This window comes from Syntrophobacterales bacterium (assembly GCA_019429105.1).
Classification (GTDB): domain Bacteria; phylum Desulfobacterota; class Syntrophia; order Syntrophales; family UBA5619; genus DYTH01.
The window spans coordinates 49,558-68,546 of the sequence record JAHYJE010000001.1 but is presented as its reverse complement, the minus strand read 5'-3'; the positions used below and the strand labels follow the sequence as shown (position 1 = coordinate 68,546).

At 56.5% G+C, this 18,989-nt stretch carries 15 protein-coding genes; 2 read left to right on the top strand and 13 right to left on the bottom strand.

Annotated features, from left to right (window positions below; genetic code table 11):
- From recA to K0B01_00260, 13 genes are all read right to left on the bottom strand, one after another.
- On the bottom strand, nt 1–1,032 hold the full coding sequence (gene recA, locus K0B01_00320; GenBank protein ID MBW6484586.1) for a recombinase RecA: 1,032 nt from the start codon (nt 1,030–1,032) through the stop codon (nt 1–3).
- 102 nt (nt 1,033–1,134) lie between these two features.
- Entirely contained in the window at nt 1,135–1,740 is a 606-nt protein-coding gene (gene thpR, locus K0B01_00315) for an RNA 2',3'-cyclic phosphodiesterase (GenBank protein ID MBW6484585.1), read from the bottom strand.
- Nucleotides 1,730–2,989: a CinA family nicotinamide mononucleotide deamidase-related protein gene (locus K0B01_00310; GenBank protein ID MBW6484584.1), complete on the bottom strand. Its 1,260-nt coding sequence runs from the start codon at nt 2,987–2,989 to the stop codon at nt 1,730–1,732. The genes thpR and K0B01_00310 overlap by 11 nt, the downstream gene beginning before the upstream one ends.
- Before the next feature lie 12 nt (nt 2,990–3,001).
- Nucleotides 3,002–3,424, bottom strand: coding sequence for a phosphatidylglycerophosphatase A (locus K0B01_00305; GenBank protein MBW6484583.1), 423 nt, complete (start codon nt 3,422–3,424; stop codon nt 3,002–3,004).
- Nucleotides 3,425–3,752: 328 nt separating this feature from the next.
- Nucleotides 3,753–4,940 carry an MFS transporter gene (locus K0B01_00300; GenBank protein ID MBW6484582.1) on the bottom strand — a complete coding sequence of 396 codons (1,188 nt, stop codon included), beginning with the start codon at nt 4,938–4,940 and terminating at the stop codon, nt 3,753–3,755.
- A 10-nt stretch (nt 4,941–4,950) separates the two neighbouring features.
- On the bottom strand, nt 4,951–5,553 hold the full coding sequence (locus K0B01_00295; GenBank protein ID MBW6484581.1) for a flavodoxin family protein: 603 nt from the start codon (nt 5,551–5,553) through the stop codon (nt 4,951–4,953).
- Between the two features lie 31 nt (nt 5,554–5,584).
- The gene (locus tag K0B01_00290) at nt 5,585–6,415 is read right to left on the bottom strand and encodes a phosphoribosylformylglycinamidine synthase subunit PurQ (protein ID MBW6484580.1); all 831 of its coding nucleotides are present in this window, start codon (nt 6,413–6,415) and stop codon (nt 5,585–5,587) included.
- A 104-nt stretch (nt 6,416–6,519) separates the two neighbouring features.
- Nucleotides 6,520–9,498 carry a phosphoribosylformylglycinamidine synthase gene (locus tag K0B01_00285; GenBank protein MBW6484579.1) on the bottom strand — a complete coding sequence of 993 codons (2,979 nt, stop codon included), beginning with the start codon at nt 9,496–9,498 and terminating at the stop codon, nt 6,520–6,522.
- An 86-nt stretch (nt 9,499–9,584) separates the two neighbouring features.
- Nucleotides 9,585–10,235, bottom strand: coding sequence for a class I SAM-dependent methyltransferase (locus K0B01_00280; GenBank protein MBW6484578.1), 651 nt, complete (start codon nt 10,233–10,235; stop codon nt 9,585–9,587).
- A 178-nt stretch (nt 10,236–10,413) separates the two neighbouring features.
- Nucleotides 10,414–11,766, bottom strand: a complete 1,353-nt coding sequence (gene glmM, locus K0B01_00275) for a phosphoglucosamine mutase (protein ID MBW6484577.1) — start codon at nt 11,764–11,766, stop codon at nt 10,414–10,416.
- A 21-nt stretch (nt 11,767–11,787) separates the two neighbouring features.
- Nucleotides 11,788–13,440, bottom strand: coding sequence for an NAD-dependent malic enzyme (locus K0B01_00270; protein ID MBW6484576.1), 1,653 nt, complete (start codon nt 13,438–13,440; stop codon nt 11,788–11,790).
- A 66-nt stretch (nt 13,441–13,506) separates the two neighbouring features.
- Complete coding sequence (locus K0B01_00265; GenBank protein MBW6484575.1) at nt 13,507–14,415, bottom strand: hypothetical protein; 909 nt, start codon at nt 14,413–14,415, stop codon at nt 13,507–13,509.
- On the bottom strand, nt 14,412–15,068 hold the full coding sequence (locus tag K0B01_00260) for a DedA family protein (protein ID MBW6484574.1): 657 nt from the start codon (nt 15,066–15,068) through the stop codon (nt 14,412–14,414). The genes K0B01_00265 and K0B01_00260 overlap by 4 nt, the downstream gene beginning before the upstream one ends.
- Before the next feature lie 516 nt (nt 15,069–15,584).
- Here K0B01_00260 and K0B01_00255 point away from each other — a divergent pair.
- Both K0B01_00255 and rmuC read left to right on the top strand, forming a co-directional pair.
- Nucleotides 15,585–17,534 carry a bifunctional metallophosphatase/5'-nucleotidase gene (locus K0B01_00255; GenBank protein ID MBW6484573.1) on the top strand — a complete coding sequence of 650 codons (1,950 nt, stop codon included), beginning with the start codon at nt 15,585–15,587 and terminating at the stop codon, nt 17,532–17,534.
- A gap of 155 nt (nt 17,535–17,689) precedes the next feature.
- Nucleotides 17,690–18,961, top strand: a complete 1,272-nt coding sequence (rmuC, locus tag K0B01_00250) for a DNA recombination protein RmuC (GenBank protein MBW6484572.1) — start codon at nt 17,690–17,692, stop codon at nt 18,959–18,961.
- The last annotated feature ends 28 nt before the right edge of the window (nt 18,962–18,989 follow it).

Genomic DNA, 18,989 nt, shown 5'->3' with positions numbered 1-18,989 from the left:
TTATTTGGCGCTTTCCCCGACGCCCGCTTTTTTAGGTCCGATGCCGAGCTTCTCTAATAATTCGGTTTCTATTTTGCTCATCATGTCTGTGTTTTCCTTCAGGAAGGTGCGGGTGTTATCCCTTCCCTGGCCGAGTCTGTCACCCTTGTAGGAGTACCAGGCGCCGCTTTTTTCGATGATTCCCTTGTCGGACGCGAGATCGATCAAGTCTCCCTCTTTCGAGATTCCCTCCCCGAAAATGATGTCAAATTCCGTTTCCCGGAACGGCGGGGCAACCTTGTTTTTAACCACCTTGACGCGGGTGCGGAAGCCGATGACGTCCTGCCCGGATTTGAGCGCGGTTACCTTGCGGATGTCAAGGCGCATCGTGGAGTAGAATTTGAGCGCGTTCCCGCCGGTCGTCGTTTCCGGGTTGCCGAAGAAGACGCCGATCTTCATCCGGAGCTGGTTGATGAAGATCACGGTTGTTTTTGACTTGCTGATGCTGCCGGTCAATTTTCTGAGCGCCTGCGACATCAGCCGCGCCTGAAGGCCCATCTGGGCGTCGCCCATTTCCCCTTCGATCTCCGCCTTCGGCACCAGCGCGGCGACTGAATCGACAACCAGAATATCGAGCGCCCCGCTGCGGACGAGGGTCTCACAAATTTCCAGTGCCTGCTCCCCCGTGTCGGGTTGCGAAATCAACAGATCGTCGGTATTTACCCCGATCTTGCGCGCATAGACGACGTCGAGGGCGTGCTCGGCGTCAATGAACGCCGCCAGCCCGCCCAGTTTCTGCGCCTCGGCGATGATGTGCAGCGCGAGGGTTGTCTTTCCGCCGGACTCGGGGCCGAATATCTCGATGATCCGCCCCCGGGGGACGCCGCCCGTGCCCAGGGCGATATCGAGGCTGATCGAACCCGTCGGGATGGCGGGGATATCGGATATCACCTCGTTTCCCCCCAACCGCATGATCGCTCCCTTGCCAAACTGCTTTTCAATCTGCGAGATCGCCAGATCAACCGCCCGTGCCCGTTCCGTATCTGCTGCCATAGACGCCTCCTTTTTTTCCTTTATCAATGATATTCCCCTATTGGTTATTGTTTCTCCATTTATGAACATTAAGCTCCGCTAATCCACTCTAAAATTGCAACTTCAAATGGCAAGGCTTTCCCCCGCGCTTCCGGCGAACGGGTAGGCGGCAAGTTTTGTGTAAAGCGCCCCGCCGGGGCCAAGGTCGCTTTTAAACAGACAGAGTTCGGAGGCGGTAAACTGTCTTGCCTCGTAAGCGCTGCTTGCCGATAACTCCCTGAGAAGACTTTCCGGTTCCGCCAAGGTTTTTATCCGGGCCAGGGTCAGGTGCGGCAAAAACGGGCGCTCCTCCCCGGGGAAGCCCATTTCCGCAAGCTTCTTTTCGAGTTTGGCTTGAAACACTGTCAGCCGCTTTGTATCACCCTCCATTTCCAGATAGACAACTCGGGGACGTTTAGCCGAGGGGAACGTCCCCAGTCCGCAAAGCGAAAGGGTGAAGGGAGCGTCCGCGTCCGCCGCCTGCTTGCCTGCCGTGGATATCTGCTCAACCGCCATTGCGGAGACATCGCCAAAAAATTTCAGCGTCAGGTGCAGGCCTTCCGGCTTTACCCACCGGATATTCCCGGTGACGATTCTTTGCAAACGTCCTTGAAGCCGCGCGATTTCCCGGTTGAGCCCGTCCGGCGGAACGATTGCCAGAAAGAGGCGCAATGTCCCATTATCCCGCATCGCCGAGCCCCCCCGTCAGATATCGCCAGAGCATCAACAGGGCGGATTCGGAGGCGATTGTTCGGTTGCGCCTTCTGTCCCAGCGGAAGGCGTAATGACGGCAAAAGGTCTGGTCGCCGGTTGCCAGGGCGATAAAGGTTGTGCCGACGGGCTTTTCCACTGTACCGCCGTCGGGACCGGCGATCCCCGTCACGGACAGCCCCAGATCGGTTCCCGCCGACCGGCGGATTCCCTCGGCCATCAGGCGCGCCGTTTCCTCGCTTACCGCACCTTGGGCGTTGATCACCCCCTCCGGGACACCCAGCAGGGCGACTTTGGACTCATTACTGTAGGAAACTGCGCCGCGCTCGAAAAACACGGAGCTGCCGGGGATGTCCGTCAGCCGGTTCGCGATCAGTCCCCCGGTGCATGATTCGGCTGTGGAAAGCGTAAGTTTTTTTTCTGTCAATATTTTCGCAATGTTTCCGGCAAGCGACTCCTCGCCCCGCGCGAAGATGTATTTCCCCAGCCTCATTTCCACCGTTTTGCAGGCGGCTGCGAGTTTTTCCGATGCCGCCTCCGCCGATTTTTCCCGCACCGTCAGCACCAGTTGGTTTTCGGGGAAATTGGGATAGAATCCCACGCCGATTCCTGCTTCGGCCAGATTATCGCCAACAATCGCTTCATCAACGGCCGATTCGGCAATCCCGGAGAGCCGGAAGATGCTTGTTTTTACATGGAGTGAGGAACCGGGAAAGGTTTCCCGAAAAAGGGGGATTACCCCCTCGAAGAGCATCTTTTGGGCTTCGCGGGGAACGCCGGGAATAACGGCGATGATCTTTCCTGCCCGGTAAAGGGCGAAGCCGGCCGCGGTTCCGGAGGGGTTGGCGATGATCCTTGCTCCCGCCGGGAAGACCGCCTGTTTGGCGTTGTTTTCGGTCCAGCGCAGCCCCCGGTTGGCAAAAATGCTCCGGACATAGGCAAGAACGGCTTCATCGGTCTGCAATTCCAGGCCGAAGGAGCTGGCGACGGCGGCGGTGGTAATGTCGTCGGCGGTCGGTCCCAGGCCGCCGGTTACGACCAGCGCCTCGACATGGGAAAGCATGTAGGAAAGCGCGTCATGAATCGCGTCGTTGTCGTCTCCGACGGACATCATCCGCATCAGTACCCAGCCCTGGAGCTGGATCGCCCGGGCGATCATCGCGGAGTTAGTGTCCTGTATCTTGCCGCTTGTCAATTCGTTGCCGATTGTCAGTATGCCGACCTTCATCCATTGCCTTTCCTATAATTTGAACCAATAAATCAGAAGCTGCAGGACGATATTTCCATAAACCCCCGCGGCCAGGTCATCCGCCACTATCCCGCCGCCGCCTTGGAGCCTGTCCTGAAAAAACCGCGCGGGAAACGGCTTGGTTATATCAAAAATCCTGAACAAAACAAAGCCTATGGCTATATGGGATAACGTCGGCGCAACGAGAAACAGCGTCCACTGGAGGCCGGCTATTTCGTCAATCACGATGCATTGGGCGTCCTTTTGTCCAAAAAGCCTCTCCGCCTCGTTTGCGACATACCAGGCAAGAAAGCAGAAGGCCAGAGTCGTAACCAGCCAGATTGGCCAGGACAGGGACGAAAAAACCAGATAAAGAGGAATCCCGACAAACGTTCCGAAGGTTCCCGGCATAAAAGGCGCAAACCCGCTTCCCAAACCGGTTGCCAACACCTTGATGAATTTTTCGTTCAGGTTTTTGCCCCGCTTAAGTCTTTTTTTAAAGAATCCGTACGCGCTACCCCTATTGTAGGTAAACTATCCTTTTTTGCGCCTTGCTGTCAATAACCACTTGCCTGCTTTTCACAAAATTGTTTTCACGTGTTTTGTTTTTTGAAGAACGGCGCTTTTTCGGCTTTGTATTTTCGCGTTTATTCATGGTTGACAGGCGAAATCCTTTCAAAGCGCTCAACAGGGGGAAAGATTGCCGCTTGCAGAAGAGGAACTCGCAATAAAAGGGTGCTGAGGAATTAGCGATATTGGCTACTTAATTATCGGCTGGAGAAGGTTCCTCGGGCATACTATGTTCCGGGTAGCGCAGAAGCAGGCTCAGGATAAGACCAAGGAAGGGCAGAACCGCTATCGACTTCAGGGCGAACGGCACGCCGAAATGGTCGGCCAGCACCCCCAGCAGCGTTACGCAAATGCCGCCTGCCCCGATGGCGAAGCCGACCATCAGCCCGGAGGCGATGCCGAGGTTATGGGGAAGCAGGCGCTGCACCATGACAATGGTGACGGTGAAGGTGGAAACCACGATCATGCCCAGCACTCCCAGAACCAGGAATAAAGCCGTGCCGTGGACAAAGAAAATCAGCGGCAGCGTAAGCGCCGTCAGAAACATGGCAAAGGTTAGATAGCGTTTGTGGCCCATTCTGTCGGCGACAGAGGCGCCGCCTAACGTTCCCAGTACCCCGCCCAGAAGAAAGACGGACACCAGGGCGCTTGCGTAAAGGGGATCACCCTTGAGATAATTAATGTAATAAAAGGGGATGTAGGTCATCAGGCCCATTTGTATCCAGGAGCGCATCATGACGATGCCGATCAGCAGAATCACCGAGATGTAAGTAGTGCGCGAAATCTTGTAGGAGGAATCCTTTACGGCTTTGCGGGCGGCCTGGCCGGTAGTGATTTCTCCCCAGTAAAACAGGATGATTCCGGTAGCCAGTAAAGAAGGGATGATGATGAACGGCAATGACGAAAAACCGCCGTATTTGATGATGAAAACGGCAATTATCGGCCCCAGGGCAAAGCCGAGATTTCCTCCCACCGAAAATATCGCCATGCCCATGACCGGTTTTTCCCCGGTGAAACCGGCCGCGGTCTTGTACCCCTCAGGATGGAACGAGGCGACGCCGAGGCCGCTTAGGCCCACCAGCACCAACACTATCCAGTAAATTGACGGCAAGGACAACAAGGAGAATCCGAGGCCGGCGCAGAGACAGCCGGCAGGCAGAAGAAACGGTTTTTCTTTTATATCGGAAAAATAGCCAAAGAGGGGCTGAATAAAGGAGGATGTGAAATTCGCCGCCATCAGGATGACGCCGGTCATGGTGTAGGAAAGGGACAGGTTTTCCTTCAAGAAGGGCAGTATGGTCGGCAGCGCCCCCTGGTAGATGTCGGTGACCAGGTGCCCCAACGAAAGCAGCAGCAGGATCTTCAGGTTAAATTTTTTCATTGGCTGATCATCATTTCTCCGAGGCGAAATCGGCAACCAGCTTTTGGCCGGCGGCGTAAGCCCGGGGAAAGGCTTCCGGATACTTGTGGATGTCTCCGCTTGCGTCAACCTTGCGAAAGAGAAGATCGCCGGTGTAGGCGGCGTTGAAGGCGTCAAAAAAGTATTTTACCGTCAAGGAGGTTCCCTCGAAGAGCTTCTGCCCCTTTGTTCCCCCGACGGAGATGAAAAACCCCTTTTTCTTTTGCGCCGTATCGCCCAGCGCCGGGTCGTGAAGCGTATATTTTCGCTCCCAGAGCGCCTGGGAGCGATCGATCAGCGCCTTGGTCCAGCCGGTTACCCCGTAAAAGTATATCGGTGATGCGAGGATGACGATATCCGCATCAAGCAGGCGCGGATAGATCTCCTGCATGTCGTCTTTGATTCGGCATATTCCCTCCCGGGTGCAGTCGTGGCAGCCCCGGCACGGGGTGATTTTAAAGTCGCTGACCCGCAGCGAATCGACCCTTGCGCCTGCCGCTTTAGCCCCTTGAAGCGCCTCAGCAAGCAGAACGTCGGTATTTCCTCCCTTGCGGGGGCTCCCATAGATCCCCAGGACTTTTATAACATTTGCCATTTTTTCGCCTCATCTTGGTGGATAAAAATTTTTAAGAGAATTCCTCGCTGCGCAGGAAGGCGGCGGCGTTACGGAACAGCAAAAGCCCCATGCCCTCTTCGGGGAGTTCCTCCCTCGTCCAGCGGGGGTGGTTCGTCCGGTGCAGATAGGCCTCGGGATGGGGCATCAGGCCGAAGATGCGGCCCGTTTCATTGCATATCCCGGCAATTGCGTCTATTGAGCCGTTCGGATTCGCCGGATAGTCCCTTGCTGCATCCCGGCAGGTCTGATCGCTGTACTGCAGGGCGATCAGATTTTTCCTTTTGATTGTTTTCAGGGTTGTTTCGTTGTCAGTTATAAACTTGCCTTCCCCGTGCCGTACCGGCAGGTAGATGCCGGAGAGGCCGCGGGTAAAGATGCAAGGCGAGGCCGCATTGCCGCGCAGGTAAACCCAGCGATCCTCGAAGCGGCCGGAATCGTTGTGGGTAAGCGTTGCTGTTTGCCGCTCGTAGTCGCCGTCCAGTCCGGGCAGAACTCCCAGCTTGACGAGGAGCTGAAAGCCGTTGCAGATTCCCAGAATCAGTTTTCCCGCTTCTATGAAACGCTGGAGTTGATCGTACAGCCGCTCGCCATTCCCGGATACCCGGGCGTGGAGAATCCGGTTGGCGCCGGCCTTGGCGGAACCGAGGTCGTCGCCGTCGAGAAAGCCGCCTGGCAAATTCAGAAAATGATAATCGTCGAGTCGTTTGGCGCCGGTCAGAAGGTCGCTGATATGGACGATCTCAACCGTGTCGAAGCCGGCCAGCCGGCAGGCGCGGGACGTTTCCATCTCGCAATTGGTTCCATTGCCGGTAATAACGATAGCCTTTATTTGCCGGGGCATATTTTATAATTTCCTTTCGGGTAAATAAGTCATTTATAAACGCCAAACTGCCTGTCGTTTCCGTTTGGCGGATGAATTGTGCAGCCATTCGGAGGATCTGGCCGTCAAGAGGCAAGCGGCTGTTGCCAGGCCTCCTTCAGAACGGAGAGTTTTTCCTCCACGATGGCGTTTCCGGTCAGTCCCTTGATCGTCAACAGTTCCTGCCCGGCAACCTTCCCGATCAGGGCGAAGATGGAATCCCCCAAAATGGCTTCGAAGGCCTCTTGCTGCTCCGGATGGATGGTCGTAACGAAGCGGCTCTGGGATTCGGAAAAAAGGAGTTCATCGTCGCGGCTGATCCCCTCTGCGGGAACTTTTGCCAGCTCGAGGTCAATACCCAAACCTCCCGCGAAAGCCGATTCGGCGAGCGCCACGCCGAGACCGCCGTCCGAACAGTCGTGGCAGGAGGCGACCAGTCCTTCCCGGATGGCCAGGCTCAGCCTCCGGTACAGCAATTTTGCCGTTTTTGGCCTTACCTGCGGGACGCTGTTGCCGATTGCCCCATGCTGGGCGTACCATTCCGAGCCGCCCAGCTCCCGATACGTTTTCCCCAAAATATAGACCAGATCGCCCGGTTTCTTGACATCCATCGTCACGGCCTGGCGAACATCGGCGATCTTCCCCAGCGTCGAGAAAAGGAGCGTCGGCGGAACGGAAATGCGCACATCCCCGATCTGGTAGTCGTTTTTCATGCTGTCCTTGCCCGAGATGCAGGGGACGCCGTAGGCCGTAGTCAGTTCGTAGAGCGCCTCGTTGGCCCGAATGAGCTGGGCGAGTTTGTAGTCCCCGTCGGGATTCTTTGCGGTCTGCACCGGGTCGCACCAGCAGAAGTTGTCCAGGCCGGCCAGCATGTCGAGCGAGGCGCCGGTTGCGACGGCGTTTCTGACCGCCTCGTCGATGGCCGCCGCCGCCATGGCGTACGCGTCGAGATCGCTGTAGCGGGGGCAGATGCCGTTGGCGACGACAATCCCCTCAAAGGAGTCCAGCAGGGGTCGGATAACCGCGGCGTCGCTGGGGCCGTCGTTGCAGACGCCGGTCAGCGGCTTGACCACGCTTCCCCCCTGCACCTCATGGTCGTACTGACGGATAACAAACTCCTTCGAGCAGATGTTCAGCCGCGACAGCATTTTCCGCAATTCCGCGCCCAAATTCTCCGGGAGCGGGAAATCCGGGTCCGGATGCCGCGGCGCCCTCCAGGCGGCCCGGAGGTTCATCTGCGGCAGGCCGTCGTGAAGAAAGGGGAGCTCGATCAGGGCGACGGTCTTTTCCCCGTAACGGACATGGAACCATCCCGAATCGGTGTAGCGCCCGAGCGGCGTGGCTTCGACGTCCATTTTCCGGGCCAGGGCGAGAAATTCATCAATTGTTTCAGGCGACACGGCGAGCGTCATCCGTTCCTGGGATTCGGAGATCAAAATCTCCCACGGGGCGAGTCCCGGGTACTTGAGAGGCGCCCGGGCCAGGTCGAGCTCGCAGCCGCCGGAGATTCCCGCCGTTTCGCCCACGGAGGAGGAAAGCCCCCCCGCGCCGTTGTCGGTGATCGCCCGATAGAGGCTGCGATCCCGGGCGATAAGCAGAAAGTCGGTCATCTTTTTCTGGGTAATCGGGTCGCCGATCTGCACCGCCGTTACCGGGGAGCCCTCGTGCAGTTCCTCGGAGGAGAAGGTGGCCCCGTGGATGCCGTCCTTGCCGATGCGGCCGCCGGTCATCACGATGATGTCGCCGGGCAGGATTGTCTTCAGATGACTCAATTCCCCCTGGATCCGGGCCGGCATGATTCCCCCCGTGCCGCAATAGACCAGCGGTTTTCCGAGGTAGCGCTCGTCGAAAACGATGCAGCCGTTGACGGTCGGGATGCCGCTTTTGTTGCCGCCGTGCTCGACGCCTTCGCGCACCCCCTCGAAGATCCGGCGCGGGTGAAGGATCCGGGCCGGCAGGGGTTTTTCGTATTCGGGCGGGGCGAAACAGAAGACGTCGGTATTGAAGATCAGCTTTGCCCCCCGGCCGGCGCCGAACGGGTCGCGATTTACCCCGACGATGCCGGTGAGCGCCCCGCCGTACGGATCGAGGGCGGAGGGGGAATTATGCGTCTCAACCTTGAAGACGAGGTTCCAGTCGTCATTGAAGCGGATGATCCCGGCGTTGTCGGAAAAGACGGAGAGGCACCAGTCGTTTGCGCCCATCCGTTTTCTGATCTCGTTGGTCGAGCCCTTGATGCAGGTGTTGAAAAGGGAATTTATCTCCCGGGGCGCGCCGCTTCCGTCATCATAGATAATTTTGGCGTTGAATATCTTGTGCTTGCAGTGCTCGGACCAGGTCTGCGCCAGACACTCCAGCTCCGCGTCGGTTATTTTGCCGGAGAGTCCCAATGCCTCCCGGCGGGCGACAAAGGTCTCGTCTTGCAGATGGCGCTGGATGATTTTCATCTCTTCAAGCGAGAGCGCCAGGAGCCGTTCCTGACTGAGCTTCGCCAATTCGCTGTCGGAAATGTTCAGGTCTATCTCCGTCGTTCCGGGAAGGTCGGCGCCTATTACCTGCGGGATATAGGGCTTTATCCGGGCGCCTGGTTCTCCGGCCGTCCCGGGGTAGATATCGTAACGCTGGATGAGGTCGTTGGCGAGGAGTTCCGAGGCAATCCTGGCGGCGTCTTTTTGGGAAAGAGCGGACAGGGGGACTCCGCTGATTGCGTACAGTCGCGACGTATAGACTCGCACCTTTTTGCCGGTGAGAACGGCAAGCGCCTCGCCGGCGGTCTTCCCGACATTGTCGGTGACGCCGGGACGGAAGCCGACCTCGATGAACCAGTCGCAGCCGGCTGTTTTTGAGCTGTTGATCGCATAATTCTGAACTACCGGATCAGACAGGGGGCCGCCCGCCGCTTTTTCGAGCTCTTCCTGGTCCAGCTCGCCGTCGAGCGTGTAGATCTCGAACGTCCGCACCGAGGCGACGTCTATCCTCAGGTGGCTGATAATTCTCTCTTTTATCTTCTCGCCGAGGGCTTCCCGGATCCCGTTTTTAAAACCAATCTCGATGCGGTTGAGCATGTTCAAACCCCGTTTTTCGTCTGTTTTTGGTTCATTCAAAAACGCGTTTTCAATATCAGATGGGAGGGCAAAAAACAAATAGAACGTTACCCCTTTCTGAGCGTTACGCGGAAAAGCTTGCGGGGAAGGGCTCCTTCCTCGAATTCAGTAACGTTGAGCAGTTCATAGCCCTTCGCCAATTGCTCAACCTTCTGCATACTGAAGAAATGGACTGTGAAACCCCCAACTTCGTACAGATCCTCGCCCCGGTGAATGCCTTTGCCATAATGAAAATCGTTCGTGTTGCGCACCGTATAGACATGAAGCCCATTCGGGCGCAGCACTCGCAGCACTTCGCCGGATAAAGCTTCGAGTTCGGAGGTTGTAAGCGCCATGCAATAAAGCATGTGCGAGTAGCAGGCATCGAATGTCTCGTCGGCAAAGGGGAGAGGTTTGCGGACATCGTGGCTTTGGGCGAAAACGAGCGCGGATAAGCCTGACTGAGCGGCTTTGTCCATGATGGCATTTACGCCGGCCTCGGAATAATCGAGGACATCCACGTGAAAACCATTTCCGGCGAAGAAGAGGGTATCTCTGCCTTGGCCTCCGCCTAATTCGAGGATTCTTTGCTTCCCTTCTTTTTTTAAAAGCTCTGCGGTATCTTGTGCCGGTTCACTGGCCTTGGCCCCGAACATGTCGGCTGTCTCGGAAAATGTCTTGTCCCAGTGTCGCTGTTGTGCGTTCAGTGCTTCCTTCATGGCTGGTTCCTTACGCTAATTAGCCCGCATTAATCTTTGACAATTTTCCCCTTTGCTCATCGCTTTTCCGATATTTCCAGGCATAAGATATGCCCGCTGCCAATAAAATACTGTGGGCGACGGGGAAAGATGAAACTGCTTCTTCAAGTTGGAAATGCACCCCGGAGGGATTCCGGAGTCAAACGTTCAGGCTTTGGTCAATCACGGCGGCGAGCGTGCGGCAGATCTGCTCGGTTTCTTCCTGGGTTGGCCCCTCTGCCATGATCCGGCAGATATGCTGCGTGCCGGAGTAGCGGACAAGCACGCGGCCCTGATCCCTGAGACGCTCCTCCGCCTGGCGGATCGCGGCGGCGATCGCCGGGACTGTTTCTAGTTCAGGTCTGGATTTTACATGCACATTGACGAGAACCTGGGGAAATACATGCATTATTTCAGCAAGCAGGGAGAGGGGTTGGTCTGCCTTTTTCATTGCCGCCGCCACCTGCAGGGCGGTGATAATCCCGTCGCCGGTTGTGTGGTGTTCGAGAAAGATCAGATGGCCGGAATCCTCTCCCCCCAGCGCTGCCCCTTTCGCTTTCATCGCCTCGATAACGAGCCGATCGCCGACCCCGGTGATGACGGAGTCTATCCCCAAGGATTCCAAGGCGATCCGCAGACCGGTATTGCTCATCACCGTCCGAACGACGATATTATTGGTCAATTTTCCCTCATTCTTCATGACCTTGGCGCAGATCGCGAGCATGCGGTCCCCGGTGAGAACATGGCCTTTTTCGTCCACCGCAATCACGCGATCGCCGTCGCCGTCGAAGGCAAACCCGGCGTCGGCGCCCTCTTCCACTACCTTTTTCGCCAGTTTTTCCGGGTGCTGGGAGCCGCAGCGGAGGTTGATGTTTTTGCCGTCCGGCGTGTTGAACAGGGTTGTCGTTGTGGCGCCCAGTTCGGAAAAGACGTCAGGCGCAACGCGATGAGCGGCCCCGTTTGCACAGTCCAGAACCAGCTTCATCCCCGCGAGCGAATGTTCGCGGGGAAAGGATTGTTTCAGAAAGGCCGTATAGCGGCCGGGTGCATCGTCCATTCGGGAGACCCTGCCAAGTTTGGCGGGGGAGGGGACGAGGGCCGGGATTTTTTCGGCGGATACCAGCTCCTCGAGCGCCGCCTCCGTTTCGTCGGGAAGCTTGAACCCGCCCTTGCCGAATATCTTTATCCCATTGTCTTCGTAGGGGTTATGGGAAGCAGAGATGACAATTCCCGCAGCGGCGCGGAGACTGCCGGCAAGAAAAGCTACCCCCGGGGTGGGAAGAATCCCGGCGACTATTGCATCCGCGCCCATGGAGCAGAGCCCGGCGACAAGCGCATTTTCCAGCATGTCCCCGGAAATGCGGGTGTCCCTGCCGATGACAATGCGGGGCGCATGTCCTTCCCTGTCAAGCAGATGGGCGACGGCGCGGCCAATATTCAGCGCCATCTCCGCCGTCATCGGCGCTTTGTTTGCCACCCCCCGAATGCCGTCGGTGCCGAAAAGTTTGCTCATGCGCTTGTGCCTGTTCTCTTTCTATGCGTACTGCCGGTAAGTCGGATCGTACATCGAGGCCCTGATGAAGCCGCCCAGGTCATCCGGTTCCTTCATTTTAGTCAGGCCGCGGGCAAAGACGATTTTCGCGACGGCCACTGCGATATTGAACGACACCTCGCGGATAAGCGCCAGGGAGGGAAAGATACGTCCCATGTCCAGGTCCGCCTGCGTGACCTGGTCGGTCAGCGAACGCGCTGCCGCGGCAAACATTTCGTCGGTGACGGAGGTGGCCCGCGAGGCGACGATGCCGAGGCCCGCTCCGGGGAAAATGTAGGCGTTATTGGACTGTCCCGAGACGAATGTCTGGCCATCGATCACGACAGGTGGAAAGGGACTTCCGCTTGCAAAAACGGCGCGTTTGTCCGTGCAACGATAGGCCGTCTCGGCGGTGCATTCCGACTTGGATGTGGGGTTGGAAAGCGCGAAGATAATCGGCCTTTCATTGATTTTTGCCATGAGGCGCAGAATTTCCTCCGTGAAAGCGCCTGCTTGAGCGGAAGCGCCAATGAGCGCCGTCGGCCGGAGCGACTCGATAGCCGACCGCAGATCCGGCTGGAAAGGATAGTCATGCGCGAACAGAAGCTTGTGCTCGGCCAAATCATGGCGGCTCTTGACGACCAGTCCATGGGAATCGACAAACCAGCAGTTGCGCCGGGCTTCCTCCTCGGACATTCCTTCCAGGGCCATTGCCGAGGCAATAAGGCTGCCCATGCCGATTCCCGCTTCTCCCGCGCCGAGAAAAAGCAGGCGCTGTTCCTTTAATTTTCCCCCAGTTATCTTCAGAGAAGAGAGAACGCCAGCCAGCGCAACGGAAGCCGTTCCCTGAATGTCGTCGTTGAAAAAGGGGTATTGGTCGCGGTATTTTTGCAGCAGGCGAAAGGCGTTAACGTTTCCGAAATCTTCCATCTGGATTAAAGCCTCCGGAAAAACCTCGTGCGCGGCCGCCATGAATTCATCGATCAGTTCGTCATAGGCTGCTCCCCGCAGGCGGGGTTCCTGAAGCCCGATATAGTTTGGCGATTGCAGGAGTTCCTGGTTGTTTGTGCCGACGTCGATGGTAATCGGCAGGCAGCCGTCGGGATCTATGCCGGCGTACCCCGTGTAAAGCGACAATTTGCCGATCGGGATTCCCATGCCGTTCGCCCCCAGATCGCCGAGGCCGAGGATGCGCTCGCCGTCGGTTACGACTATTACCCGCACGGCGCGATACCAGTTCTGAAGGACCTTCTTGATTTGGCCGCGGTCGTATTTTGTAAGGTATATGCCGCGGGGGGAACTAAAAATATTGCTGAATTCCTGGCAGGCGAGGCCCACGGTCGGCGTGTAAACGAGGGGGGCAATTTCTTCGACATGATTGATGAGGGTTTGGTAGAACAGTTGCTCGTCACGGTCCCGGAGATCGGAAATGCACAGGTATTTTTCCAGATCATTGGGTTTCTTTCGGAGACGGTCCAGCACCTGGTCAACCCTTTCTTGCTGGGTGAAAATCTTCGGCGGCAGCAGCCCCCGCAGCCCGAAAGTTTCGCGTTCTGCCGCGGTGAAGGATGTTCCCTTGTTCAGCATTGGCTCCCGGAGCAGGGCAACCCCCCTGGGAAGACGTGCTGTTTCCTCGTTCTTTAAAGTTGTTGTCATAAGAAATCTCCTTTCAATTAAGTAACTTATAAAGTTATCGCCCCTTCTTACGAAAGGCGCTTTTTTTTAGTTTTGGGGCAAGCCCTTCCAGCCCTGATGGGTGCCAAAGCGGGTTATCAATGCCGCCCCCAGCCCGATCACGATGGAGATCGCCTTTATCATCCAGCCCAAATAGGGGATCCAGCCGATAATCCAGATAATAACGAGGCCCCAGAATGTCTGCCGGACAACGCCCGCGTCTCCCTTGCCGGCGAGGCGCAGCGCCCAGGCGCCGATGAGACGGCTTACGGCAATGAAGCCGAGCAAGGCCGTCAGTACGACCAGGATCACCTCCAGCGGAATCAGCGCGATGCCGATGACCGAGATGGTCAGAAGCAGCGCCAGCGGGGCGATCGCAATCAGGGCAAGAACTCCGGTCAGGATGACCTTGAGGGTGTTTTCGCTGATTGCCTCCGAAACCATTATTACCTGCTTTGGCAAGAGCGCGGCCGTCAGCAGCGCCATGCACAGGATGACAGTCAGCATGGAAAGCGAAATGAGCGCGAAGACCCAGGACCAGCCATCCCATTGGCTGTTTATTGAATTTATTAATGTTTCGTAGATGTTTGTGGAGTTGATTTCCGTCAGATTGCCGCCGATTTCGGCATCTTTTGCCACTACTATCACACCGCCGACGGAGGCGACATCTCCTTTTACGACAGCCGTTTTTGTGAGTACGACCGAACCGCCAATTGCCAGGACGCTGTCGTCAACCGTGCCTTTTACGGTGATCTGACCCATGATTGCTATAATCCGCCTGACTTTCTCCCCTTTTTCTATCGTGATGTCTTTGCCGAGGCGGATGACGCTTTTGTCGTTGGCGGCAAAGGCGGGCGCTGTAACAAACAGCATCGTCGCTAAGACAAGCAGCAAAAAAAAGGCGCGTTGAAGATTGGTCTTGATTGTCATGAAGGCAGCCTCATATTTATTTTTCATGCTGTTTTGCGCCGCTGCCGGAAATACTCAATTGCCCCGGGCAGTACGGAGATGATGATTATCGAGATTATAACCAGCGTGAAGTTGTCTTTTACAAAAGAGATGTTTCCAAAGAAATAGCCCCCGAAAATAAACAGCGAAATCCACGAGATGCCGCCGATTACGTTATAGGAGATGAAGCGGGAATAGCTCATCCGCCCGATGCCCGCGACGAACGGGGCAAAGGTTCGGATAATCGGCATGAAGCGGGCGATGATGATCGTTTTTCCTCCGTGTTTTTCATAAAACTGATGGGTCTTTTCGAGATAAGCTTTCTTGAAGAAACGGCCGTCCTCTTTCTGAAACACCTTCGGCCCAAGGTAGTGGCCGATTGCATAATTCACTGAATCGCCGGCGATTGCGGCGAGGGAAAGGACGATAAAGAGCAGTTCCACTCCCAGAGGTCCCTTCAGGTAGGGGTTGGCGGCGAAGGCGCCGAGGCCGAAGAGCAGCGAGTCGCCGGGAAGTATCGGCGTCACGACCAGGCCGGTCTCGCAGAAGATGATAAGAAAGATGACAAGGTATGTCCAGCCCCCGAAATACTGCAGGACATCGGCCAGATGCCTGTCTAAGTGCAGGAAGAGGTCGATAAAATTGAAAAGAAAATCTATCATGCTGTATCTCGTTTTCCCCTGAGGCAATTGCAAAACTATTTGTCATTCCCGAAAGCGGAGCTTAATGTACACAATGCTTCTATCGGGAATACGGTTTTTCAAGCAGTTAGAACCAGATTATGAACATTAAACTTCGTTTTCCCGCTTAAAATCATTGCGGGAATGACAGAATGTGGGAGTTTTGCAATTGGCTCCTCCGGTTAAAAATTTTCTGGTTCATCCTGCACGCATCCGTCCGGACTTTCCCTCTTTCGTAAAAAACCAATGTACTATATGGTTGCTGTTAAGTTCTGTCAATGACAAAGGGATGTACGAAAAGAGATTTTTAACTGCGAAGATGGGCATTTTGTAGGCGGTTAGGGGGATGGCGGTGAATAACTACGCGAGATCACACAAAACTCAGAGTTCCGCCGTTTTCTTAAAATCGCAGTTGCATCCCTAAGGAAGTTGCGCTATCAGTCCAAACAACCTGAGCAAGTTATCTTGCGGCAATTATTTGCAGAAAAGAGAAAAGCCATGAAAAGATTCGGTTTCTTGATCGTCCTGTTGGTTTTGTTTCTTGTCCCGTCATTTTTCCCCGGCGCGCTTTACGGGGATGCCGGGTTGCCGGGCAAAGAGGCAAAGAAGCTTACCTTCCTGTTTACCCATGATCTCCATTCCCATTTTCTCCCTGATATTGTTCCTGAAAACGGCGGCCGCAAAAAGCAGGGCGGCTACGCGCGTCTGGCAAGCCTGATCGGGCGCGAACGGGGAAAGGCGGCCGGGCGCAGCATTCTTGTTGATGCGGGTGATTTCTCGATGGGGACGGCTTTTCATACGGAGTTTCGCGAGGAGGCCCTGGAGCTGCGCCTGATGGGGGAGATGGGATACGATGTCGTCGCGCTGGGCAATCACGACTACGACTTTCGCCCGGCGGGGCTGGCCGCGATGCTCCGGTCAGCCCGCGCGAAAGGAAGCCGGCTCCCGGCGCTTGTCGCCTCCAATGTGGCGTTTGCCAAGGATGACAACCGGGATGACAGTCTGCAGGCTGCCTTTGGCGAATACCCCGTTTCCGGGTACAATGTTTTGGAAATAAACGGAATCCGGATTGGATTTTTCGCGATAATGGGGCGCGACGCCGCGGATGACATGCCCTTTGCGAAGCCTGTCTCTTTCGCCGACCCGGTGGAGCGCAGCCGGGCAATGGTTGAACTTCTCCGCACCAGGGAAAAGGTTGATTTGGTCGTCTGCCTCTCCCACTCCGGGACAAAGTCCGTGAAGTCGCATTCCGAGGACGAGCTCCTGCCGGAAAAGGTTCCCGGGATTGATGTCGTCATCAGCGGTCACACCCATACGACCCTGCCGCAACCGATAGTCGTCGGCAAGACGGTCATAGTCTCGTCAGGGAGTTCCGGCGCCTATCTCGGGGCGCTTGATCTGGACATTTCCCGGGAAACGGGCGTCGTCGTCTCTTCCTATCGTTTGGAGAAAACTTCCGCCGAGATTCCGGAAGACAAGGCGATTGCCGGAAAAATTGAGATATTTAAAAAACTGGTCGATCAGCGGTATTTCGCTTCGTTCAATTTTAGTCATGACCAGATAGTTGCCGAAACCGCTTACGATATGGCCTCTCCCGCCTATCACCAGACAAGGCTTCAGGAAAACGGGATCGGGAACATGATCGCGGACGCCTTTCGTTTTGCGGTGCGGCAGGCGGAGGGTAAAGATTACCGGCATATTGATATCGCGCTGACCACCGACGGCCAGATCAGGGATACTTTTCTGGCAGGAAAAATCAGTGTTGCCGATGTCTTCAAGGTTTTGCCCCTGGGACTGGGGATGGATGGCCGGCCCGGCTACCCGCTTTTGTCGGTTTATCTGACCGGAAAAGAGATCGCCAGCATGCTCGAGGTGCAGCCGACGATAGCGTCGCTGAAGCCCGACGCCTATATGCAGGTCGCCGGCGTCCGGTTTTCCTGGAATCCGCACCGCGTTCCCTTTGACCGCGTAGTCTCGATCGCCGTCCAGGACGAAAACGGCGCTTTCGTTCCGCTCGTTGCCGACAAGCTCTACCGCATCTGCGTGAATGCCTATACGGCGGGAATGCTCGGGTTTGTGACCCGGGCGTCGCACGGTTTGATAAAACTGACGCCGAAGGACGCAGCCGGAAAGCCGGTATCCGATATGAAACTGCTGAGAATAGACGCAGATGCCGAAAAAACCGGCGTTCAGGAACTGAAAGAATGGGCGGCTCTGACTTCCTATTTCCAATCGCTGCCGGACAGCAACAAAGACGGGGTAGGGGAGCTGCCGAGAGAATACCGGAATCCCGACCGGCGGGGCGTTTCTGCGCCGTCGTGGAACCCCGTCCGCCTCCTGGAGGGCGCCGGCTGGATCACCGTAAGCGCCGTCGCATTATTTGCCTTTATCTTGGTTGCCCTGGCATTTCTTGTCCGCTGGGCAGTGCGGCGCATGACGAAACGATGAAACAGCCACGGTGGTGCGCCGTCACAAAGAAGTGTGAAAACAGGCCAGGCGAGGCGCCGGCCCGACCGGCAGATTGAAAATAACCTGGCTTTCCCCCTTGCTTAGTCGGGGATTGCAGTTAGAGAATTCATTAAAACGGCGGTGATGAAGAGATTATGGAGGATTTGATGCTCACAAGCGGCGCGGGGTTGTTTTTAATCATCCTCGTTTTGTTTTTTCTGCTTTTTCGTAAAGTCTCGGGAGAAATTGTCAGTCTCAGACAGGAACTCCTCCTGCTTTCACAGTTGTCGGAGCGGGCCGAGCGGGCCGTAGGCGTCGAGCTCGGTCGAAATCGCGAGGAGACGCTCCTGGCGCTTCGGCAGGCGCGGGAGGAGATGGCGGGCACGCTCAAAGGGGTCGGAGATACGCTGTATGGTCATTTCGACACGTTAACTCGGACAACCGAGCAGAAGCTCACGCTGCTCCGGGAAGTGGTGGAGAGGCGCTTGGGGACAATTCAGGAGGACAACGCCCGGCAGCTTGAGCGGATGCGGGAAACAGTGGACGAAAAGCTCCAGGGAACCCTGGAAAAGAGGCTGGGCGAGTCATTCAAGCAGGTGGGAGAGCGTCTCGAACAGGTCTCCCGGGGTTTGGGCGAGATGCAGTCCCTGGCCGCCGGCGTCGGCGATTTGAAAAGGGCACTGACGAACGTCAAGGTGCGGGGGACGTGGGGCGAGGTGCAGTTGGGGGCGATGCTGGAGCAGGCGCTCGCCCCGAATCAGTACTCAGCCAATGTGGCCACAAAAGGCGGAGGCGAACGGGTCGAATTCGCAATCAGGCTGCCCGGGCAAAGCGCTGACAAAAATGAGATTGTCTGGCTTCCGATCGATGCGAAATTTCCCCTTGAGGACTACCAGCGACTTGTTGACGCCCAGCAGGAGGGCAACGCCGAAGCCGCAGAAGCTGCCGGAAAGCAATTGGAAAGCAGCGTCCGGCGCTGCGCCGCCGACATTGCGGGAAAGTATCTGAATCCGCCGCAAACGACCGATTTTGCAATCATGTTTCTGCCGACGGAGGGGCTCTTTGCCGAGGTGATCCGCCGGGGCGGCCTTGTCGAACAGTTGCAGCGGGAATTCCGGGTGGCGATTGCCGGCCCGACCACCCTCTGGGGACTCCTCAGCAGCCTGCAGGCGGGTTTCCGAACGCTGGCGATCCAGCAGCGCTCGGCGGAGGTTTGGCGACTGCTCGCGGCGGTAAAGACGGAGTGGTCTAAATACGGGGAGATACTGTCCCGGGTGCAAAAGAAGATCCACGAGGCGTCGGAGACGATCGAGCAGGCGCAGACGCGGTCGAGGGCGATCGGAAGAAAGCTTAAGGATGTGGAGGTTATGCCAACGGCGGATGCAACCGATCTCCTTTTGGATGATGCCGAGGAGAAAAATCAGTGATGCGAGCGGAGGCGCAAGAGGAACTTTT